The organism is Halorussus litoreus (genome assembly GCF_003382685.1).
GTDB classification, from domain to species: Archaea; Halobacteriota; Halobacteria; order Halobacteriales; family Haladaptataceae; genus Halorussus; species Halorussus litoreus.
This window is the reverse complement of the sequence record NZ_KZ859506.1, coordinates 84,484-102,416: the sequence shown is the minus strand read 5'-3', so window position 1 is coordinate 102,416 and position 17,933 is coordinate 84,484. Positions and strand designations below refer to the sequence as shown.

Here is a 17,933-nt window from a genome sequence, read left to right as displayed (position 1 = left end):
CTATCCCGTAACGAATGGCCGACACGACAGACGAACTCGCCGGGGTGGTCGACCTCTTCGGGGGGCTCACCCGCGCGGAACTCGAACAGGCGCTGGTCGAACTCGCGTTCAAGCAGGGCAAGGACGTCGACCGCGACGCGTTCGCGGCCGAAATCGAGCGCGCGGTCGAGGACTACTATCTCGTGGAGACAGAGGTCGAGTCCGAGCGGGCCGATACCGCCGCGGACGACACGGAATCAGTCCTCGTCGCCGGTCCCGCGGCGTTCCCCACGGTCCCGGAGAACGGCGAGGACCTGCCGCACATCCTGGACGCGCCGGACCGGAAGATCGACCGCGAGGGGATGGGCGAGGCGGTCGCCGAGCGACTGCGTGATGACGCCCGCACCGTCGCCGCGGCGGGCGACGCCGAGCGCGCGCAGGAACTGCTCGACGTGAGCTACGACCTCGAAGCGTGGGCTCCCGTCGATACCGACGACGTGCGCGAGACGCTCGACCGGGCGTTCGAGTGAGCGACGGGATTTGTCGCACGGGTGAGCACACGTGGTCGGACGACCGGAAATGCGTGGGGAGGCTCGACTTTCTGGGGTACTGCTCGGCCAAATAGCTACTTCCTGGTGGACTGAAAGGGCGAGGCGGCTCGCGCAACGCTTGGTCGTCTCAGCGACCGCTATCCGAGCGAGCGGCAGCGAGCGAGGATATGTCGCTGAGCGACCGCGAGCCGCCGAGGGCTTTCAAGACCACAGTTACGGTTGCTGTGTGGTCGCACACGTCTATTGTCTTCCACCGACGAATCCCCGCATCGCGTTTCCGTAGTCGAGAAAATTAAGGTCGCGGGGGACGACGATAGCGGTATGGAACTCGGGCGCGTGGCCAACCACGTCCCGCGGGAGATCACCGACGAGGAACACGACGCGGCGGTGCTGGCGGCGGTGGTCGAGCGGGACGGGGAGGACCACTTGCTGTTCACCAAGCGGGCCGACCACCTCGGAGAGCACGCCGGCCAGATGAGCTACCCCGGCGGCGGTCGCGAACCCGGCGACGAGGACCTGCGCGCGACCGCGCTCCGCGAGGCCAACGAGGAGATCGGCCTTCGCCCCGAGGAGGCCGAGGTGGTGGGTCGGCTCGACGACATCCGGACGACGAGTCAGTACTCGATCACGCCGTACGTCGCGCGGGTGCCCGACCGGGAGTACGTCCCGGACGAGCGCGAGGTGGCCGAGATCGCGATACTGCCGCTATCGGAGTTTTTGAATCCCGACAACTACGAGAGCGAGCGCCGCGAGCATCCCCAGTACGGCGAGGCCGTGGTCCACTTCTTCCATGTCGGCGGCTACACCGTGTGGGGCGCGACCGGCCGGATTCTGGTCCAGTTCCTCGAACTGACGACCGGCTGGGAGGTCCCCGAGCGAGTCGACCGCGTGGTGGACCCGGACGCGGACGTTCGACAGAACTGAGAACGAGACGGTGAGCGGTGAGAAGGAGCTACGACGGTGAACGGTGAGACGAAGCTAGCTACTGCCGAGGCATCGGCGTGACCGCACCGCGACCGCATAGCACCGCACTGCACCGCACCGCGACCGCGGGCCTCGGGCCTCCCCAGCCTCCTGCGATGCTCGCTGCGCTTCGCTCCGCTGCGCTTCTCGTCCCTCGCGCGCTTTGCGCGGCGCACGAGAGCGCCGCGCAGCACGCACCGGGTGGAATGTGGAGATCATCGCGGAAACCGTCGAACGCCGACCGCTCGGGCAGAAAACACTTACCGCGGCTCCCGGAACTTCCGGCGGCATGGTACACTGCCCTGAATGCGACGGCGAGATAGCCGAGGAGTCCGACGTGGAGTTCCTCGACCTCGACGCGAAGATGGCGGGACTGTTCCGGTCCTCGAAGCGATTCTACGTGGTCGCCTGCAACGATTGCGGCGCGGCCATCGGCAGCGGCGTCGCGGGCGGCGGCGGATAACGGCCGGGTGGTCGGCCCCGACGCGTAGACGGGCCGCTCGGTCCGCGACGGTCCCCGAACCACAATTTTAAGGCAGATAGCGCGCCAGTCCCGACCATGCCGAATCGGGAGCCAGCAGACGCCACACAGACGGCGTCGCGGAACGCCTTTAGGCGCCGCACGCCAACCACGAACCGATGACACGGGTGATACACACGGGGGACACCCACCTCGGGTACCGCCAGTACCACTCCCCCGAGCGACGGGCGGACTTCCGCCGGGCGTTCGAGCAGGTCGTCGACGACGCCATCGCGGCGGACGTCGACGCCGTAATCCACGCCGGCGACCTGTTCCACGACCGTCGCCCCGACCTCGACGCTCTCCACGGCACCATCTCCATCTTGAGCAAACTCCGGGACGCCGACGTCCCGTTTCTCGCCATCGTCGGCAATCACGAGGGCACGCGAGGCAGGCAGTGGCTCGACCTGTTCGAGATGCTCGGCCTGGCCACGCGCCTCGGCGACGACCCCGTGCGCGTCGGCGAAACTGCGTTCTACGGGCTCGACCACGTTGCCAAGTCCAAGCGCGGGGATCTGGACTACGAGTTCGCGCCACACGACGCCGACCACGCGGCGCTGGTGAGCCACGGCCTGTTCCAGCCGTTCGACCTCGGCGACTGGGACGCAGAGGAGGTGCTGACCGAGTCGAACCGCGACTTCGACGCAATGTTGCTCGGCGACAACCACAAGCCGGGGAAGAAGCGCGTCGCCGACGCGTGGGTCACCTACTGCGGGTCGACCGAGCGCTGTAGCTCGGACGAGCGAGAGGATCGCGGCTACAACATCGTGGAGTTCGACGGCGAGGTCGCCATCAGCCGCCGTGGTCTCGACGCCACCCGCGAGTTCGCGTTCGTGGAGGCGGACCTCGGCGAGGGCGAGGGAATCGACCGCGTGCGCGAGGCGCTCCGCGAGCACGACCTCGACGACGAGGTCGCCATCGTCGAGATAACCGGCGAGGGCGAGCAGGTCACGCCCGCCCGCGTCGAGGAGTTCGCGCTGGAGCAGGGCGCGCTGGTCGCCCGCGTGAAGGACCGCCGCGAGGCCGACGACGAGGAGGAGGACGTGGACGTGTCGTTCGCCGACCCGGACGAGGCCGTGCGCGAGCGCGTCCGCGACCTCGGCCTGAGCGAGGCCGCGCGGGGCATCGACGGGACCGTCCGCGAGAGCAAGATCGCGGACGCGAACGTCCGAGAGTCGGTTCAGGGCCGCGTGAGCGACCTGATCGAGGACGGCGACAGATCGGCGTTCGAGCCCGCGCCGGACGACGCGGAACCCCTGCACGTGGACGACGCGACCGCAGACGGCGCGACCGCCGACAGCGGAACGTCCGACGACGCAACCGCCGACGGCGAAATGTCCGGCGACGCGGCCACCGACGACGCCGCCGAGTCGACTGCCGATTCCGAAGCGACGGAGTCGACCGCGACCACCGAGGCTGTGGCCGATGCTGCGACCGCTGACGACGCCACCGGCAACGACGCCGCCGCTGACGACGCAACCGCCGCCGAGGCAGCGGCCGACGACGCAACCGCTGACGGATCAACCGAAACGACCGAAACTACCGACAGCAGCGACAAGACCCTGGAGGAGTACCTGTGAAGTTCGACCGCGTCCGCCTCCGGAACTTCAAGTGCTACGCCGGCGCAGACCTCGAACTCGACGCCGGCGTGACCGTCATTCACGGACTGAACGGGAGCGGGAAGTCCTCGTTACTGGAGGCCTGCTTCTTCGGGCTGTACGGCGCGACGGCGCTCGACCGCACGCTCGACGACGTGGTGACCATCGGCGAGGAGGAGGCCATCGTCGAACTTTGGTTCACTCACGACGGCGGGGAGTACCACGTCCGCAGGCGCATCCGGGCGACCGGCGAGCGCGCCAAGACCGCCGAGTGCGTGCTGGAGACGCCCGACGACACGGTCGAGGGCGCGCGCGACGTTCGCGAGACCGTTACGAAGCTGTTCCGCATGGACTCGGAGGCGTTCGTCAACTGCGCGTACGTCCGGCAGGGCGAGGTCAACAAGCTCATCAACGCCACGCCGGGCCAGCGACAGGACATGATCGACGACCTGCTCCAGCTCGGCAAGCTGGAGGAGTACCGCGAGCGCGCCAGCGACGCCCGACTCGGGGTGAAGAGCGTGCTCGACGACAAGCGCGGGAAGCTCTCGGGCATCGAAGAACAGGTCGAGCAGAAGGAGGAGAAGAACCTCCACGAGCGCCTGAACAACCTCGAGTCGAAGCGCAAGGAGACCGCGGGCGAGATCGACCGCTTCGAGGACAACCGGGAGACCGCCGAGAAGACCCGCGAGCAGGCCGTCGAGGTGCTGGAGAGCTACGAGGAGAAGCGCGAGGAGCTGGAGTCGCTGAACGAGGACATCGAGCAGCTTGAGACCGAGATCAGCGAGACCGAACAGGTCCGGACCGACCACCGCGAGCGAATCGGGGAGCTACGCGAGCGAGTCGAGGACCGCGAGGCGGCGGTCGAAGAGCTACTGGCCAAGACCGACCTCGACTCGGCCGACGAGGACGCCATCGAGGCGCGACTCGACGAACTCGACGCCGAGGACGACGAGGTGGCCGAGGAGTTGAACGAGGCGAAGACGGAGGCCCAGATGTTCGGCAATCAGGCCGAGAATCTAGCCGAGCGGGCCGACGAGTTGGAATCCGACGCGAGCGACAAGCGCGAGGCGGCCGACGACCGCGAGGCCGAGGCCGACGAGGCCGAGGCCGACCTCGAAGCCCGCCGCGAACGCGTGGCGGAGTTAGACGACCAGATCGAGACCGAGCGCGGGAAGTTCGAGGACGCCCCCGTCGAGTTCGGTCAGGCCGAATCGGTCCTCGACGACCGCCGCGAGGAGACGGCCGACCTTCGGAGCCGGATCGAAGACGCGAAGGCCGACCTCCAGAGCGCCCGCGACAGCGTGGCCGAGGCCGAGGAACTGCTCGAAGCGGGCAAGTGTCCCGAGTGCGGGCAGCCGGTCGAGGACTCCCCGCACGTCGATACGCTGGCAAATGACCGCCAGCGCGTAGCCGAGTTGGCGGACGAGCTGGCCGACCTGCGCGAGGAACGCGAGGAAGTCGAGCGAGCGGTCGAGCGCGCCGAAACCCTCGTGGCGGCCGAGCGTGAGGTCCGGAATCTCCGGGAGAACCGCGAGCTGGCCGAGGAGTCGGTAGCCGACCGCGAGGAGACCGTCGAGGAGAAGCGCGAGGAGGCCGAGACGCTCCGCGAGGAGGCCGACGAGCTCGAAGCCGACGCTGTGGACAAGCGCGAGGACGCCCGAAACCTCCGCGAGAAGGCCGACGACCGGCGCGAGACGGTCGAAGAACTCGAAGCCGAGCGCGAGGAGATCGCGGCCAGGCAGGACCGACTGGCGGAGATTCAGTCGCTCCAGAGCGAGGTCGAGGACGCCGAGGACGACGTCGAAAATCACCGCCAGCAACGCGAGAGCCTCGAACAGCAGAACGACCTGCGCCGCGACCGCCTGGAAGACAAGCGCGAGCGTCGGCGCGACCTCCGAGAGAGCTACGACGAGGGGAAGGTCGAGTCGGCACGCGAGGACAGGAAGGAGGCCGATGCGTATCTGGAGAAGGTAGAGGTGAAGTTGGAAGAACTCGAAGACCGGCGGAACAACCTCCAGAACGCGATCGGCGGCGTCGAGAACGAGATCGAGGAGCTGGAGAACCTTCGGGACCGCCGGGAGGAACTCGCCGAGCGCGTCGAAGCGCTGGAGTCGCTCCGCGACGAAGCCGCACAGCTCCAGCAGCTGTACGGCGACCTCCGAGCCGAACTCCGCCAGCGCAACGTCGACCAGCTGGAGGGGATGCTCAACGAGGTGTTCGATCTCGTCTACCAGAACGACTCGTACGCGCGCATCGAACTCGACGGCGAGTACGAACTCACGGTGTACCAGAAGGACGGCGAACCGCTCGACCCACAGCAGCTGTCGGGCGGCGAGCGCGCGCTGTTCAACCTCAGCCTGCGGTGTGCCATCTACCGACTGCTCTCGGAGGGCATCGAGGGCGGCGCGCCGATGCCGACCCTCATCCTCGACGAGCCGACCGTCTTCCTCGACTCGGGCCACGTATCCCAACTCGCGGAGCTCATCGAGTCGATGCGGGAGCTCGGCGTCGAGCAGATCGTGGTCGTGAGCCACGACGACGAACTGGTCGCGGCCGCCGACGACGTGGTCTACGTCGAGAAGGACGCGGTGTCGAACCGCTCGACGGTCGAACGGCGCGAGCGGCTGCTGGAAGCCGCGGACTGAGCACGTTCGGTCGTCCTCGTACTACGGAGAACAGTTCGTCGCTCTACAGCTCACAGAGCTATCAATTTTCAGCACAGATTGCCTGTACACGGCAATTCTTTTGTACCGGAGACAGCCCCTATCGGGTATGCGACCAGTCTCGGCGGCGATTATTCTCCTTCTCGTCAGTTCGCTCGTCGCGACGGCGGGGAGCGCCGGTGTCGTCGCGTCCACCGGCAGCACTGACAATGTCGAGCACGCGGGAATCACCGACACCGTCGTCCCCGCGGAGAGCGAAGGCAACTCGACGGTCGTCCGGTCGCAGGCCGCGCCGGGCGAACTGTTCGTTCGAACGACCTTCTCGCTCCGCGACACCGGTCCCGACCAGATCCGGGTGATAAAAGAGTATCACGTCGGGAGCGGCGTCGACCACCTCACGAAGACCGTACACCACCCGATTCAGGACGTTTCGACATCCCGCATGAGCCAGAGCGGGGGCGGGTCCGAGACAACGTTCCGCTGGACCGGGAGCGGCGGCGTCGCCCGCATCGAGTACGTCGCCGACGCCGAACACCTCGGCAGGCCGGGCAACGAGTACGTGGGCCCCCAGCGCGCGGCGCGCGGCGACGGCTACGCCGTCGTCGGCGCGACGTACGACGGCCTTCGCTCTGACGCGAACGAGTGGACGGGCGAGATCGCAGTCGAGGGGCAGGGCACCGCGGGCGAGACCTTCGCGGTTCTCGGGCCGTACGACGAGTACGTCGCGGAGGTCGAGGAGGGCGCGGTCAGGCTGGTCGTCCCCGACCACGTGCGGTTTGACGTGAACCGGACCGAGGTTGTGGAGGCCATCCGGGAGACCGATGCAGGCATCGACGCCGGTGTCTCGCTCGATCCGAACGCCACCTTCCTCGCGGTGGGCCACGACATCGGTGAGGTAGTCGGGATTACCTACTCCAAAGCGGTCGACTCCGAGGAGTGGGCCAGCGACGTCATCGTCCACAACAGCGCCACCGGCTCACGGTCCTTCACGTGGAGGCACGAGGCGGTCCACCAGCGCAAGCAGTCCTACGAGACCGACGCCTCTGCGGAGTGGACCGTCGAGGGGAACGCCGAGTACTACCCATCCCTAATTTCGTGGCACCAGGGCGAGATGACGTTCGACCAGTTCAGGCGCGAGTGGGACATTCTGGACCGACACCGGAACGTCCGACTCTCCGAACCCGACACGTGGAAGGGCGACCCCATCTCGCTCTCGAACTACCGCAAGGGCGGGCTCGTGACCGCGTGGCTCGACGCCGCCATCCGGAACGCGACCGACGGTGAACGCAGCTACGACGACGTGTTGCGACGGATGAACGACCACTCCGGAGAACTCACCCACGAGGAGTTCGTCGACATCGTGGCCGAGGTGGGCGGCTCCGACCTCGAACCCAGGGTGGAGCGGTACGTGACGACCGATGCCGTGCCGCCGAAACCGCCCGAGAATCCGTACCTGTACACCGACTCGGGCATCGACTCGGACCTCTCGGTCGAACCGGCCGACGCGAACGGGAGCCTCGAGATGCATCCCGGCGGTCGGCTGTCGATACCGGTCGAGGTGACGAACCACGGCACGGACGCGAGCGTGGCCCTCGGGTTCGAGTCACCCCGGCCCGGCAACTGGACGTTCTTCGCCGGCGGCCAGTACGTCGACTTCCAGGCGGTCGACGGGGCCGAAGCGGGCTACTTCCAGGTTCCTCCGGGCGAGACGAAGACCGTCCGGCTCTACTTGGTCGTGCCGGAGAACGCCTCGCTGGGCGAGTACGACTACGAGGTCACGGCCCGCGACCTCTCTGGCACGCAGGGAGCGTTCGCGGGGACAATCGAGGTCGTGGAGCAAACGTTCCAGGGCGAGTCCGAGGAATCCGAAGAGTCGGCCGAGCCTGAATCCCTCCCGCCGGCGTCGACCGTCGGCGTCCAGTTCGACGCCACCTCGCAGCTTGCGACCACGGGTGCGAACGGGACGGTTCCGGTCTATCCGGCGAAGCAGGACTTCAACGTCTCTCCGACGTTCGACTACACCAACTACAGCGTGGATTACGTCAAGGTGTTGGTCAACGGCTCGGAGGTCCAGGTTCGCGGGGGGAACTACTACGCGGCTTCCGAGGCGAACGTAACGTACGACCTGATCGACCCGTATCAGGGATACAGGAACGTGACCGTCAGGGTGGCCTTGGAGAACGGTGGGGTCGTCCAGCGCGACTGGCTCGTGTTGTTCACCGCCGAACCGGAAGTCGACGTATTCGGGCAGGAGACCGGCCGAATCGGCGAGACCGAGACACTCGAAGCCGACGTGGACAAGGACTACGGCGAGTACGAGATCCGCTGGCTGGTCGACGGCGAACGGGTCGGAACCGGGACGACCTACGAGTACGAGTACGTCGACGGCACGCAGAACGTCACCGCCGTCGTCCGTGACGAGTTCGGGGCGACCGCCCACGAGTCGGTTACGTTTCGGGGGAGCGAAGGCCCGGTGACGCTCGTAATCGAATCGGTTCGCTCGATACCGGTCCCGGTGTTGGCTGGAGCCATGCTGGCTGTGCTCGCGGTCGGCCTGCTCAAGCGGCGTCTGCGCTAGCGTTTCGGATTCCGCCCTCCTACTCACCGGTCGTCAGCCGTGTATCCCCGCCGGTCGTCAGTCGAGCAGACTAGCGAGTCCGTCTTCGGCGAGTTCTGTCGTCCCATAGCCGCGCTCGCCAGCGACCGTGGCTTCCTCGACGAGTCCCGCGGCGCGGAACTCCGTCAGGATTCCGAGCAGGTCGCTCTCGCAGAGGTCGGTGGCGTCGAGCAGGTACCGGACAGAGTGGGGCCCGCGCTCGCGAAGGTCCACGAGCAGGCCGAGCGCGCGCTCGTCCGGAGTCGCGGTGAGGACTCGCCGGACCGGTTCTGGGACTGCCTGTGCTGTGGTTGTCAGCGGCGACTCGCCCGCGACCGGTTCGAGTGCGGCGGCGTCCCGGTAGGTCTCCTCGCCGGTTTCGGGGTCCCGGAGCTTGCACGAGTCGCTTGACTCCTTGAGAAGCACGAACGTGTCGCCGGCCTCGTCCCGGACGGTTCGCATGCGAGGTCGTTGGGACGGGCGGTGGTTAGCAGTTCCGGATGCTGAGGGTTCTCCAACCGCTACCGCGACAGCAACCGCCGCCGCTACGGCGACAGCGACGGCCACCGCGACATCTCAGCGATTCTGCGTGAGCCTATGAGAACCGCCACCGCGACCGCACCCGCCACCGCGAATCATTCATCCGGGGCCGCGCGCTTGTACCCGCGCCAGCCGCGGACGAACGCGACGGTCCCGACCGCGAACAGCGCGCCACCGACTCGCCAGCGCCCCTCGAAGCCGACCAGCATCACGCCGAGCGCCATCCCGAACAGCGCGACGTTGAACAGCAGGACGAGCGACCAGAACTGCCGCCGGAGCTCCGGGTCCGCGTCGATCTCGTCGGGGTCGGGTACCCCCGGAACCTCCGGTCCGAGTCCCTCCGAAGGGTCGGTCACGGTGGGCGCGTCGGGGGCGAGGTCCTCCGAGGGGTCGTCGGGCCGAAGCTCGGCCTCCGCCTCGTCCGCGCCGTCGGGAATCGGGTCGTCTATCGGATCGTCACCAGCCACTACCCGACAGTCGAGAGGGAACCAGCAAAAGGGCTTCGTCCGCGGTGCGGGTCTGGGCGGCTCGGTGCACTCCGGAGTAATTTGAGCGATTCGGTGCAGTTCGGCGCGGATCGGGCAGTCCGGAGCGGGCCGACCCCGTTCAGAGCTGCTCGCTGAGCGCGAGCGGCTCGCCGGCCTTCAACCACGCCAGTGGATTCTCCGCGTCGTAAAATACGATGCCGTCCTCCGTGTCGTAGGACTCGATGGCGGCTTCCGACTCGTCGGTTTCGGGAAGCGCCGCTTCCGCACGGTCCAGCTCGTCACCTGAGTTGGCGTGGTCGGACATTGGCGTCACCTCGGGATGTGGTAAGTGTTAACACATTATATGTCTTTCCCTCCGGCAAGGATTTCCGGAACCCGACGAGGGGAGCGGGATAGCTCCATCCGAAATCGACTCTGAAGCCGCTCGACCGCCCCGTCGTCGGTCGAGACGGCTGCGTTCCGGTCGAACCGACGACCCCTCGAACCCCGGGAAAAGAAGGGGTTTTATCCCGAACGCACCAAATCGCCACACATGAGCAATTCGGGGTCCGAGGAGCGCCAGTTCGACCTCTCCGACTTTTCGGAGGGCGGGGACGCCGACCGCGACGTCGAAGCCGAGGCCCAGGCCGTCGCCGGCGGCGACAACCAGCCCGCCGCTTCCGTGGTCGACGCCGCCGACTGGCTGCCAGACGCCGACGGCGAGGTGGAGCTGTCGGTGGTGCAGGTCGACTACACCGTCGAGGGATCGGGCGACGACGAGGAGCCCGTCGTCCACGTGTTCGGGCGCACCGAGGACCAAGAACTCGAACACGTCCACGTCCACGGGTTCGAGCCGTACTTCTACGCGCCCGTCGGGACCGTGGACGACGAGCGCATCGCCCAGTACGACGGGCTGATCGACTACCGCGAGACCGACGAGAACGGCGAGCCCTTCGAGTCCATCCGTGGCGAGCGACTGGTCAAGATCATCGGTCGGACGCCCCGCGACGTCGGGCAGGTCCGCGACGAGTTCGACCACTACGAGGCCGACATCCTGTTCCCGAACCGGCTCCTCATCGACAAGGACATCAAGAGTGGCGTCCGGGTGCCCGAGCGCCGCGCCGACGACGGCGACATCCACGTTCCCCACGAGGAGATCGAACCGGTCGAGTCGAACGTCACGCCGCGAGTCAACACCTTCGACATCGAGGTCGACGACCGGCAGGGGTTCCCCGAGGACGGCGAGGAGAAAATCGTCTGTCTCACCTCCCACGACTCGTACCGCGACGAGTACGTCAACTGGCTCTACCAGTCGCCAGACGGCGTCGACGGTCCCGCGGCGCTGGAGCGCTACGACCCCATCGAGGACGACTTCGAGGCCGACCTCCGGGTGTTCGAGTCCGAGGAGGAGATGCTCGAATCGTTCGTGGAGTACATCCGAGAGACTGACCCGGACATCCTCACGGGCTGGAACTTCGCGGACTTCGACGCCCCCTACCTCCTCGACCGGATGGAGGAGCTTCAGGGACCTCACCACGACTACGATCTGGACATCGACAAGCTGTCGCGCGTGAACGAGGTCTGGCGCTCGGACTGGAACGGCCCCGACGTCAAGGGCCGCGTCGTCTTCGACCTGCTACGGGCGTACAAGAGCACCCAGCGCACCGAACTGGAGTCCTACAGGCTCGACGCGGTCGGCGAGGTCGAACTCGGCGTGGGCAAGGAACGCTACAGCGGCGACATCGGCGACCTCTGGGAGGACGACCCCGAGCGCCTGCTGGAGTACAACCTCCGGGACGTGGAGCTGTGCGTCGAACTCGACCGCAAGCAGGACATCGTCGCCTTCTTCGAGGAGGTGGCGTCGTTCGTCGGCTGCAAGCTCGAAGACGCCCCGACCGCGGGCGACGCGGTCGACATGTACGTGCTCCACAAGGCCTACGGCGAGTTCGCGCTCCCCTCGAAGGGGACCGTCGAGTCCGGCGAGGAGTTCGAGGGCGGCGCGGTCTTCGAACCCATCACGGGCGTCCGCGAGAACGTCTCGGTGCTCGACCTGAAGTCGCTCTACCCGATGTGCATGTGGACGGTCAACGCCTCTCCCGAGACCAAGGTCGACCCCGACGAGTACGACGGCGAGACCTACCGCACCCCGACGGGCCAGCACTTCAAGACGGAGCCTGCGGGGATGATGCGGGAGATGATCGACGAGCTGTTGACCGAGCGCGAGGAGAAGAAGACCCTGCGCGACCAGCACGAACCCGGAACGGAGCCGTACGACCGCTACGACAACCAGCAAGCTTCTGTCAAAGTCGTGATGAATTCTTTATATGGGGTGTCGGGATGGGATCGCTTCCGACTCTACGACAAGGACAACGCGGCGGCCGTCACGGCGACCGGCCGGGAGGTCATCAACTACACGGAGGAGACGGTCACCGATTTCGGCTACGACGTGATATATGGCGACACCGACTCCGTCATGTTAGAATTCGGTCAAATAGGCCCAGAGGACGTGGAGGATAACGCCGGTTTGACAAATGAATTGGAAGAGAACTACCCAGAGATGGACCCCGAGGAGTTAAAAACCATCGTGGCAAGTATCAACAAAGGGTTCGAATTAGAGAAACAGATCAACGAGTCGTACGACGCCTTTGCGGAAGAGCGGTTGAATGCAACTGAACATCGCTTTGAGATCGAGTTCGAGAAACTCTATCGACGCTTCTTCCAAGCGGGCACGAAAAAGCGTTACGCAGGACTGAAAAGCTGGATTAGATAAAATGACCAAATTTCAGTGTCCTGTCGAAGGTTGTGGCAAAGTGCTATCGAAGCTACAGGTGATGCACTTTCGAGCGAGCCACGATTGCGATCCCGTCGAGTGGGTCGAGCAACAATATAGCTCGGAAATCCAAGACAAATACACGTATGGCTGGGGATGTTATGCCATCGCAGAGGAGTACGAGTGGCTGTCGTCAGACATGGTGGACGAAATTGTCGACACTCGGACACACCGTGAGTCCGTTACCGGCGAGAACAATCCGATGAAACGCCACGAGGTCGCCGACCAGTTTGCTGGCGAAACCAATCCAGCAAAACGACAAGCCGTTCGGGAGAAAATTCGTCAGGCAAACACTGGTCGTACGATGAGCGAAGAAGCGAAGCGGAAAATATCGATAAAGAATACTGGGAACGAAATAAGTAAAGACCACCGGAAAGCGATTTCAGAGTCGTCCTCTAACATGGACCGGTCCTATATGCAGACAGACATGTATAGTCAAGCTCTATCAGAAAGTTTGAAAGGAAGAGAACCGACGTATCCATCGCCTTACGAAGTCGACGAGTTGTCCCACAAGGTGAGATCAAGTTGGGAAGAGGAAATCGGTCGGCTGTTAGTACAACAGGGCATTCAATACGACTACGAACTGGAGTTCGAACTATCCATAGGCTCTTATTACCCTGATTTTGTCGTTGAGACATGTATCATCGAAGTTAAGGGCTGGTCGAACGAACGTTCTATTCGAAAAGCAGAGCGTTTCACAAGTGAATTCCCGTCGTACACGTACATCGTGGTTGGAGAAAAGATTCCCTGTGATATCCACATTCCGTGGGACCGACGAGATGAACTACTGGAGTTGATAGACGATGAATGAACTACCAGGAACGATACTGCGCCCGCCGGAAGTCGACATCACCGGGTTCGAGTACAAGCGCTCGGACATTGCGCCCATCACCAAGGAGGTCCAGAAGCGCGTCATCGAGATGATCGTCCACGGCGAGGAGTTGGCGGACGTCGAGCAGTACGTCCACGAAGTCATCGAAGACTACCAGCGCGGGAACGTGAACCTCGACGACGTGGGCATCCCCGGCGGCATCGGCAAGCGCCTCGACAACTACGACACCGACACCGCGCAGGTCCGTGGCGCGAAGTACGCCAACCTCCTGCTGGGGACCAACTTCCAGCGCGGGAGCAAGCCAAAGCGCCTCTACCTCGACGGGGTCCACCCGGACTTCTGGCAGCGGATGGAGAACGAGCGCGGCTTCGACCCGAGCGGCAATTCGAAGGAGGACCGACTCTACTGCGAGTTCAAGCGCGAACCGGACGTGATCTGCTTCGAGTTCGCCGACCAGATCCCCGAGGAGTTCGACGTCGACTGGGACCGGATGCTCGACAAGACCCTCAAGGGACCCATCGAGCGCATCCTCGAAGCCCTCGACGTGTCGTGGGAGGAGGTCAAGACCGGCCAGGAGCAGACCGGACTCGGCAGTTTCGTCTAACGAACGCGGTACTTCCCGCCCGTCGGAGGGCGTGCCACGTTTTCCCATTCGCGAAAGTTATTTTCCGCATTAGAAAACCAACTTCGTGGGAATGCGAAAGCATTATGGGTCGGTCACCCCTTTCTCCGAACGACCTAGGTGAACCTAACAATGGCAACGCTACAACTCAACAACCTACACGCTGAGGTCGTCGAGGCCGACGAGAAGATCCTCGACGGCGTCGATCTGACGGTCGAGTCCGGCGAGATCCACGCCCTGATGGGCCCCAACGGGAGCGGGAAGTCCACCACGGCGAAGGTCATCGCGGGCCACCCGGCCTACGAAGTGACCGAGGGCGAAGTACTGCTCGAACTCGACGACGAGGAGTGGGGCGAGGAGCTACCCGAGGAGAAGCTGACGTGGAACCTGCTCGACCTCGAACCCAACGAGCGCGCCGCGCTCGGCGTCTTCCTCGGCTTCCAGTACCCCGCCGAGATCGAGGGCGTCACGATGGTGAACTTCCTCCGACAGGCGCTCAACGCCAAGCTCGAGGAGCGCGAAGAACTCTTCGAGGACGAGGCTGACGCCGCGGAGGACGAAGACGACGACGCCGGCTACGAGACCAGCCCGATGGAGGGCCCCGCCGACGAGGGCGAGGTCGACGTCGCCGAGTTCCAGCAGATCCTGAGCGAGAAGATGGAACTCCTCGACATCGACGAGGAGTTCGCCCAGCGGTACCTCAACGCCGGCTTCTCGGGCGGCGAGAAGAAGCAGAACGAGGTGCTGCAGGCCGCCATCCTCGAACCGTCCATCGCGGTGCTCGACGAGATCGACTCCGGGCTGGACATCGACCGCCTGCAGGACGTCTCGGACGGCATCAACGCCCTCCGCGACGAGCAGGGAACGGGCATCCTCCAGATCACACACTACCAGCGCATCCTCGACTACGTCGAGCCCGACCACGTGCACGTGATGCTCGACGGCCAGATCGCCAAGAGCGGCGGTCCGGAACTTGCCGAGAAGCTGGAGGACGAGGGGTACGACTGGGTCCGCGACGAAGCGTACGAGGCCGCGTAAGGTGATACAATGAGTTCGGAACAAGATCAACTGAAGCAGACGAACACCGAGGAGCGCTTCGAGTTCAAGAAGGAAGAGCGCTCGGCGGTCAGGTCCGACAAGGGGCTGACCGAGGAGGTCGTCCGCCTCATCAGCGACGACAAGGACGAGCCCGACTGGATGCTCGACCGGCGTCTTCGGGCACTCGAACACTGGCAGGAGATGCCGATGCCGACCGACTGGCCCGGCCAGCCCGACCTGACCGAGCTGAACGTCGAGGAGATCGTGCCGTACATCCGGCCGGACGTCGACAAGCGCTCCGGGGCGGACAGCTGGGAGGATCTCCCGGACGAGATCCAGGACACCTTCGAGAAACTGGGCATCCCGGACGCCGAGCGCGAGGCGCTGTCGGGCGTCGGTGCCCAGTACGAGTCCGAAGTCGTCTACCAGAATATGCAGGAGCGCTGGGAGGAGAAGGGCGTCGTCTTCATGAACATGGACAAGGCCGTCCAGGAGCACCCCGACCTCGTGAAGGAACACTTCATGACGTCGTGCGTGCCGCCGAGCGACAACAAGTTCGCTGCGCTCCACGGCGCGGTCTGGTCGGGCGGCAGCTTCGTCTACGTCCCCGAAGACGTGACGGTCAACATGCCAGTTCAGGCGTACTTCCGCATGAACTCCGAGGGCATGGGCCAGTTCGAGCACACCCTCATCATCGCGGAACCCGGCAGCGAGGTTCACTACATCGAGGGTTGCAGCGCGCCCAAGTACGGCACCCACAACCTGCACTCGGGCGGCGTCGAGGTGTTCGTGGGCGAGGACGCCCACGTTCAGTACAGCACGGTCCAGAACTGGTCGAAGAACACGTTCAACCTCAACACCAAACGCGCCATCGTCGAGAAGGGTGGCCGCATGGAGTGGATCTCCGGCAGCATGGGCTCGAAAGCCACCATGCTCTACCCCTGCTCCATCCTGAAGGGCCGGGAAGCGTCCGCGAACAACATCACCATTGCGTTCGCTGGCGAGGGCCAGAACATCGACACCGGCGCGAAAGTGTACCACAACGCGCCCAACACCAAATCCACTATCGAGTCCAAATCCATCTCGAAGGACGGCGGCCGCACCAACTACCGCGGCCTCGTCCACATCTCCGAAGGCGCCGAGAACTCCAGTACGAGCGTGGAGTGTGACGCGCTGATGTTCGACAACGAGTCCACGTCGGACACCATGCCGTACATGGAGATCGACGAGAGCAAAGTCGACGTCGCCCACGAGGCGACCGTCGGCAAGATCGGCGACGAGGACGTCTTCTACCTCCAGTCCCGTGGCCTCGACGACGACGACGCCAAGCAGATGATCGTCTCGGGCTTCATCGAGCCGATTACGGAGGAGCTACCCATCGAGTACGCCGTCGAACTCAATCGACTCATCGAACTCGAAATGGAGGGGAGCCTCGGATGACCGCGGCACAAGTCCACGAGACCATCTCGGAGGAGACCGTCCGCCAGATATCCGACGAACTCGACGAGCCCGACTGGCTGCTCGAGACCCGCCTCGACGCGCTCGCGGCGTTGGACGACCTCGAGATGCCCGACGTGATCCGCACGCCGGGCCGCGACTGGACCAACCTCCACGCGCTCGACTTCGAGGAGTTCGTCGACCCGCTGAACGCCGCCGAGGACAAGGATCAGATCGGCCCGGACGAGGTCGAGGTTCTGCCGTTCGCCGAGGCCGTCGCCGAGCGCGAGGACCTCCTGCGCGAGCAGTTCGGGTCCGTAATCGACCCGGAGGAGAACTACCTCGTCGCTCTGTCGACCGCGCTGTTCAGCACCGGAACGGTCGTCTACGTCCCGGAGAACGTCGACGCAGAGGACGTGACCATCCGGACCACGCAGAACTCTCGGTCGCTGTTCAACTACACGCTGGTCGTCACCGAGCAGTCCTCCTCGGTCACCATCCTCGAACGACAGGACACCGGCGAATCGGTCGACGGCGAGCGCTACTACAGCGGCGTCGTCGAGATCGCCGCCGGCGAGAACAGCCACGTCCAGTACGGCTCGCTGCAGGACCTCGACGAGGAGACGTACAACTACGCCTTGAAGCGCGGTGACGCGGCCGATTACGCCACGGTCAACTGGGTCGACGGCAACCTCGGCTCGCGACTCACGAAGTCCTCGGTCGAGACGAACCTCGACGGCGAGGGCTCCGAGACCAAGACGGTCGGGGCCTTCTTCGGTCACGACGACCAGCACTTCGACATCGCGGCGCGCGTGTGGCACAACACCGCCCACACCACGGCGGACCTCGTGACCCGCGGCGTGCTCGACGACGAGGCGCGCTCGGTGTACGAGGGCGTCCAGGACGTCGGCCGCGAGGCGTGGGACACCAACTCCTACCAGCGCGAGAACACCCTGATGCTGAGCGACGAGAGCGAGGCCGACGCCTCCCCGAAGCTCATCATCAACAACCACGACACCGAGGCGAGCCACTCCGCCACGGTCGGCCAGATCGACGAGGAGGACATGTTCTACATGACTTCCCGCGCGCTCGGCGACGAGACCGCGCGCAACATGCTGGTCGAGGGCTTCTTCGTCCCGGTCCTCGAGGAGATCGAGGTCGAGGAACTCCGCGACGACCTCGCGGCTCGCGTCCGGGAACGGCTGCAGTAGCCACTCCCGGCGTTCTTCTCGTTTCGTGCTTCCCGTCTCGTATTTCTCGTTTTCCGCAGTGTTGGAACGGGCGTCTCGCGATTCCG

General features: G+C 65.0%; 13 protein-coding genes and 2 pseudogenes. 12 read left to right on the top strand and 3 right to left on the bottom strand.

From position 1 onward, the window contains the following. Window positions 1–14: 14 nt before the first annotated feature. From DPQ64_RS02655 to DPQ64_RS02635, 6 genes are all read left to right on the top strand, one after another. On the top strand, window positions 15–509 hold the full coding sequence (locus DPQ64_RS02655) for a DUF7109 family protein (protein WP_115862806.1): 495 nt from the start codon (window positions 15–17) through the stop codon (window positions 507–509). A 342-nt stretch (window positions 510–851) separates the two neighbouring features. Then, on the top strand, window positions 852–1,454 hold the full coding sequence (locus DPQ64_RS02650; RefSeq protein WP_115862805.1) for an NUDIX hydrolase: 603 nt from the start codon (window positions 852–854) through the stop codon (window positions 1,452–1,454). Between the two features lie 328 nt (window positions 1,455–1,782). After that, complete coding sequence (locus DPQ64_RS19070) at window positions 1,783–1,956, top strand: hypothetical protein (RefSeq protein ID WP_167599492.1); 174 nt, start codon at window positions 1,783–1,785, stop codon at window positions 1,954–1,956. A gap of 176 nt (window positions 1,957–2,132) precedes the next feature. Next, window positions 2,133–3,593: a DNA double-strand break repair protein Mre11 gene (gene mre11, locus DPQ64_RS02645; RefSeq protein WP_115862804.1), complete on the top strand. Its 1,461-nt coding sequence runs from the start codon at window positions 2,133–2,135 to the stop codon at window positions 3,591–3,593. Next, a complete protein-coding gene (gene rad50, locus DPQ64_RS02640; protein WP_115862803.1) occupies window positions 3,590–6,256 on the top strand; it encodes a DNA double-strand break repair ATPase Rad50 in 2,667 nt (888 codons plus the stop codon). The genes mre11 and rad50 overlap by 4 nt, the downstream gene beginning before the upstream one ends. A gap of 127 nt (window positions 6,257–6,383) precedes the next feature. Continuing rightward, complete coding sequence (locus DPQ64_RS02635) at window positions 6,384–8,852, top strand: M61 metallopeptidase family protein (protein WP_115862802.1); 2,469 nt, start codon at window positions 6,384–6,386, stop codon at window positions 8,850–8,852. Between the two features lie 57 nt (window positions 8,853–8,909). Here the strand turns inward: DPQ64_RS02635 and DPQ64_RS02630 are convergent, their stop codons facing one another. The 3 genes from DPQ64_RS02630 to DPQ64_RS02620 form a co-directional block, all read right to left on the bottom strand. Beyond that, window positions 8,910–9,332, bottom strand: coding sequence for a DUF7346 family protein (locus tag DPQ64_RS02630; protein WP_115862801.1), 423 nt, complete (start codon window positions 9,330–9,332; stop codon window positions 8,910–8,912). 173 nt (window positions 9,333–9,505) lie between these two features. Continuing rightward, entirely contained in the window at window positions 9,506–9,877 is a 372-nt protein-coding gene (locus DPQ64_RS02625; RefSeq protein ID WP_232820463.1) for a DUF7322 domain-containing protein, read from the bottom strand. Between the two features lie 139 nt (window positions 9,878–10,016). Beyond that, complete coding sequence (locus DPQ64_RS02620) at window positions 10,017–10,202, bottom strand: DUF7331 family protein (protein ID WP_115862800.1); 186 nt, start codon at window positions 10,200–10,202, stop codon at window positions 10,017–10,019. A gap of 228 nt (window positions 10,203–10,430) precedes the next feature. Between DPQ64_RS02620 and DPQ64_RS02615 the strand changes: the two are divergent. The 6 genes and pseudogenes from DPQ64_RS02615 to sufD form a co-directional block, all read left to right on the top strand. Beyond that, window positions 10,431–12,638: pseudogene (locus tag DPQ64_RS02615) on the top strand (DNA polymerase domain-containing protein); the annotation flags it as partial. A gap of 10 nt (window positions 12,639–12,648) precedes the next feature. After that, entirely contained in the window at window positions 12,649–13,518 is an 870-nt protein-coding gene (locus DPQ64_RS02610; RefSeq protein WP_115862798.1) for a PDDEXK family nuclease, read from the top strand. Between the two features lie 28 nt (window positions 13,519–13,546). Beyond that, window positions 13,547–14,143 (top strand): annotated as a pseudogene (locus tag DPQ64_RS02605) (DNA-directed DNA polymerase); the annotation flags it as partial. Between the two features lie 150 nt (window positions 14,144–14,293). After that, window positions 14,294–15,199 carry an ABC transporter ATP-binding protein gene (locus DPQ64_RS02600; protein WP_115862797.1) on the top strand — a complete coding sequence of 302 codons (906 nt, stop codon included), beginning with the start codon at window positions 14,294–14,296 and terminating at the stop codon, window positions 15,197–15,199. A 9-nt stretch (window positions 15,200–15,208) separates the two neighbouring features. After that, window positions 15,209–16,639: a Fe-S cluster assembly protein SufB gene (gene sufB / locus DPQ64_RS02595; RefSeq protein WP_115862796.1), complete on the top strand. Its 1,431-nt coding sequence runs from the start codon at window positions 15,209–15,211 to the stop codon at window positions 16,637–16,639. Next, window positions 16,636–17,847 carry a Fe-S cluster assembly protein SufD gene (gene sufD / locus DPQ64_RS02590; RefSeq protein WP_115862795.1) on the top strand — a complete coding sequence of 404 codons (1,212 nt, stop codon included), beginning with the start codon at window positions 16,636–16,638 and terminating at the stop codon, window positions 17,845–17,847. Before sufB ends, sufD begins: the two co-directional genes overlap by 4 nt. The last annotated feature ends 86 nt before the right edge of the window (window positions 17,848–17,933 follow it).

Bases quoted from the DNA above. Each gene is read 5' to 3' on its own strand.
- DPQ64_RS02655 (WP_115862806.1), top strand. From the start codon at position 15: ATGGCCGACACGACAGACGAACTCGCCGGGGTGGTCGACCTCTTCGGG.
- DPQ64_RS02650 (WP_115862805.1), top strand. From the start codon at position 852: ATGGAACTCGGGCGCGTGGCCAACCACGTCCCGCGGGAGATCACCGAC.
- DPQ64_RS19070 (WP_167599492.1), top strand. From the start codon at position 1,783: ATGGTACACTGCCCTGAATGCGACGGCGAGATAGCCGAGGAGTCCGAC.
- mre11 (WP_115862804.1), top strand. From the start codon at position 2,133: ATGACACGGGTGATACACACGGGGGACACCCACCTCGGGTACCGCCAG.
- DPQ64_RS02635 (WP_115862802.1), top strand. From the start codon at position 6,384: ATGCGACCAGTCTCGGCGGCGATTATTCTCCTTCTCGTCAGTTCGCTC.
- DPQ64_RS02630 (WP_115862801.1), bottom strand. From the start codon at position 9,332: ATGCGAACCGTCCGGGACGAGGCCGGCGACACGTTCGTGCTTCTCAAG.
- DPQ64_RS02620 (WP_115862800.1), bottom strand. From the start codon at position 10,202: ATGTCCGACCACGCCAACTCAGGTGACGAGCTGGACCGTGCGGAAGCG.
- DPQ64_RS02610 (WP_115862798.1), top strand. From the start codon at position 12,649: ATGACCAAATTTCAGTGTCCTGTCGAAGGTTGTGGCAAAGTGCTATCG.
- DPQ64_RS02600 (WP_115862797.1), top strand. From the start codon at position 14,294: ATGGCAACGCTACAACTCAACAACCTACACGCTGAGGTCGTCGAGGCC.
- sufB (WP_115862796.1), top strand. From the start codon at position 15,209: ATGAGTTCGGAACAAGATCAACTGAAGCAGACGAACACCGAGGAGCGC.
- sufD (WP_115862795.1), top strand. From the start codon at position 16,636: ATGACCGCGGCACAAGTCCACGAGACCATCTCGGAGGAGACCGTCCGC.